This window comes from Paenibacillus oleatilyticus, from assembly GCF_018998565.1.
Taxonomy (GTDB): domain Bacteria; phylum Bacillota; class Bacilli; order Paenibacillales; family NBRC-103111; genus Paenibacillus_G; species Paenibacillus_G oleatilyticus.
In genome coordinates, this window is sequence record NZ_JAHNZO010000068.1 from 1 (window position 1) to 2550 (window position 2550).

Sequence of the window (2550 nt, forward strand, 5' to 3'; positions counted from 1 at the left end):
TGGATGCAGCAGGTTAGGTGAACCGGTCTGGAAAGGCTGGCCATAGTGGGTAAGAGCCCCGTAGCCGAAAGTCTGCGAACATCCTAGGCGTATCCTGAGTAGGGCGGGACACGTGAAACCCCGTCTGAATCCGGCAGGACCATCTGCCAAGGCTAAATACTCCCTGGTGACCGATAGTGAAGCAGTACCGTGAGGGAAAGGTGAAAAGAACCGCGGGAGCGGAGTGAAATAGAACCTGAAACCGTGTGCTTACAAGAAGTCAGAGCCCGTTAACGGGTGATGGCGTGCCTTTTGTAGAATGAACCGGCGAGTTACGTTCCCGTGCGAGGTTAAGGTGAGAAGCCGTAGCCGCAGCGAAAGCGAGTCTGAATAGGGCGCATGAGTACGTGGACGTAGACCCGAAACCGTGTGATCTACCCCTGCCCAGGGTGAAGGTGCGGTAACACGCACTGGAGGCCCGAACCCACGAATGTTGAAAAATTCGGGGATGAGGTGGGGGTAGCGGAGAAATTCCAATCGAACTCGGAGATAGCTGGTTCTCCCCGAAATAGCTTTAGGGCTAGCCTCGGGAGATGCGTCGTGGAGGTAAAGCACTGATTGGGTGCGGGGCCCGCCAAGGGTTACCAAGTCCAGTCAAACTCTGAATGCCACAGACGTTATCCCGGGAGTCAGACAGTGAGTGCTAAGATCCATTGTCAAGAGGGAAACAGCCCAGATCATCAGCTAAGGTCCCCAAGTGTGTGTTAAGTGGGAAAGGATGTGGAGTTGCACAGACAACCAGGATGTTGGCTTAGAAGCAGCCACCATTGAAAGAGTGCGTAATAGCTCACTGGTCGAGTGACTCTGCGCCGAAAATGTAACGGGGCTAAACACACCACCGAAGCTATGGGTCCTTTGTGGGCAGTAGGGGAGCGTTGTATGCGGGTAGAAGCTAGATCGTGAGGACTGGTGGACTGCATACAAGTGAGAATGCCGGTATGAGTAACGAAAAGATCAGTGAGAATCTGATCCGCCGTAAGCCTAAGGGTTCCTGAGGAAGGTTCGTCCGCTCAGGGTAAGTCGGGACCTAAGGCGAGGCCGAAAGGCGTAGTCGAAGGACAACAGGTTGAAATTCCTGTACCACCGTGAACCGTTATGAGCGATGGGGTGACGCAGAAGGATAGTGACGCGAGCTGATGGATGCTCGTCCAAGCAGTGAGGCTGGTATGCAGGCAAATCCGCATACCGTTAAGGCTGGGCTGTGATGGGGAGGGAAAATTACAGTACCGAAGGTCATGAGTTCAAGCTGCCAAGAAAAGCCTCTAGCCAGGGAGAAGGTGCCCGTACCGCAAACCGACACAGGTAGGCGAGCAGAGCATGCTAAGGCGCGCGGAAGAACTCTCGTTAAGGAACTCGGCAAAATGACCCCGTAACTTCGGGAGAAGGGGTGCCTCGGTAGGGTGAATAGCCCGAGGGGGCCGCAGTGAAAAGGCCCAAGCGACTGTTTAGCAAAAACACAGGTCTGTGCGAAGCCGCAAGGCGAAGTATACGGGCTGACGCCTGCCCGGTGCTGGAAGGTTAAGGGGAGCGGTTAGGAGCAATCCGAAGCTGTGAACCGAAGCCCCAGTAAACGGCGGCCGTAACTATAACGGTCCTAAGGTAGCGAAATTCCTTGTCAGGTAAATTCTGACCCGCACGAATGGCGTAACGACTTGGGCGCTGTCTCAACGAGAGATCCGGTGAAATTTTAATACCTGTGAAGATGCAGGTTACCCGCGACAAGACGGAAAGACCCCATGGAGCTTTACTGCAGCTTGATATTGGACTTTGGTACGATCTGTACAGGATAGGTGGGAGCCTAAGAAGCATGAGCGCCAGCTTGTGTGGAGGCGACGTTGGGATACCACCCTGATCGTATCGGAGTTCTAACTTGGTACCGTGACCCGGTACGAGGACAGTGTCAGGTGGGCAGTTTGACTGGGGCGGTCGCCTCCTAAAGTGTAACGGAGGCGCCCCAAGGTTCCCTCAGAATGGTTGGAAATCATTCGAAGAGTGCAAAGGCATAAGGGAGCTTGACTGCGAGACAAACAGGTCGAGCAGGGACGAAAGTCGGGCTTAGTGATCCGGTGGTACCGAATGGAAGGGCCATCGCTCAACGGATAAAAGCTACCCTGGGGATAACAGGCTTATCTCCCCCAAGAGTCCACATCGACGGGGAGGTTTGGCACCTCGATGTCGGCTCATCGCATCCTGGGGCTGAAGTAGGTCCCAAGGGTTGGGCTGTTCGCCCATTAAAGCGGTACGCGAGCTGGGTTCAGAACGTCGTGAGACAGTTCGGTCCCTATCTGTCGCGGGCGTAGGAAATTTGAGAGGAGCTGTCCTTAGTACGAGAGGACCGGGATGGACGTACCGCTGGTGTACCAGTTGTTCCGCCAGGAGCACGGCTGGATAGCCAAGTACGGAAGGGATAAGCGCTGAAAGCATCTAAGCGTGAAGCCCCCCTCAAGATGAGATTTCCCAGTATGTAAGACCCCTTGTAGACGACGAGGTTGATAGGTTCGGGGTGGAAGC

At 54.7% G+C, this 2550-nt stretch carries 1 rRNA gene; it reads left to right on the forward strand.

Annotation, left to right across the window (positions count from 1 at the left end):
• Window positions 1–2550 (forward strand): 23S ribosomal RNA (locus tag KQX66_RS36295); the annotation flags it as partial.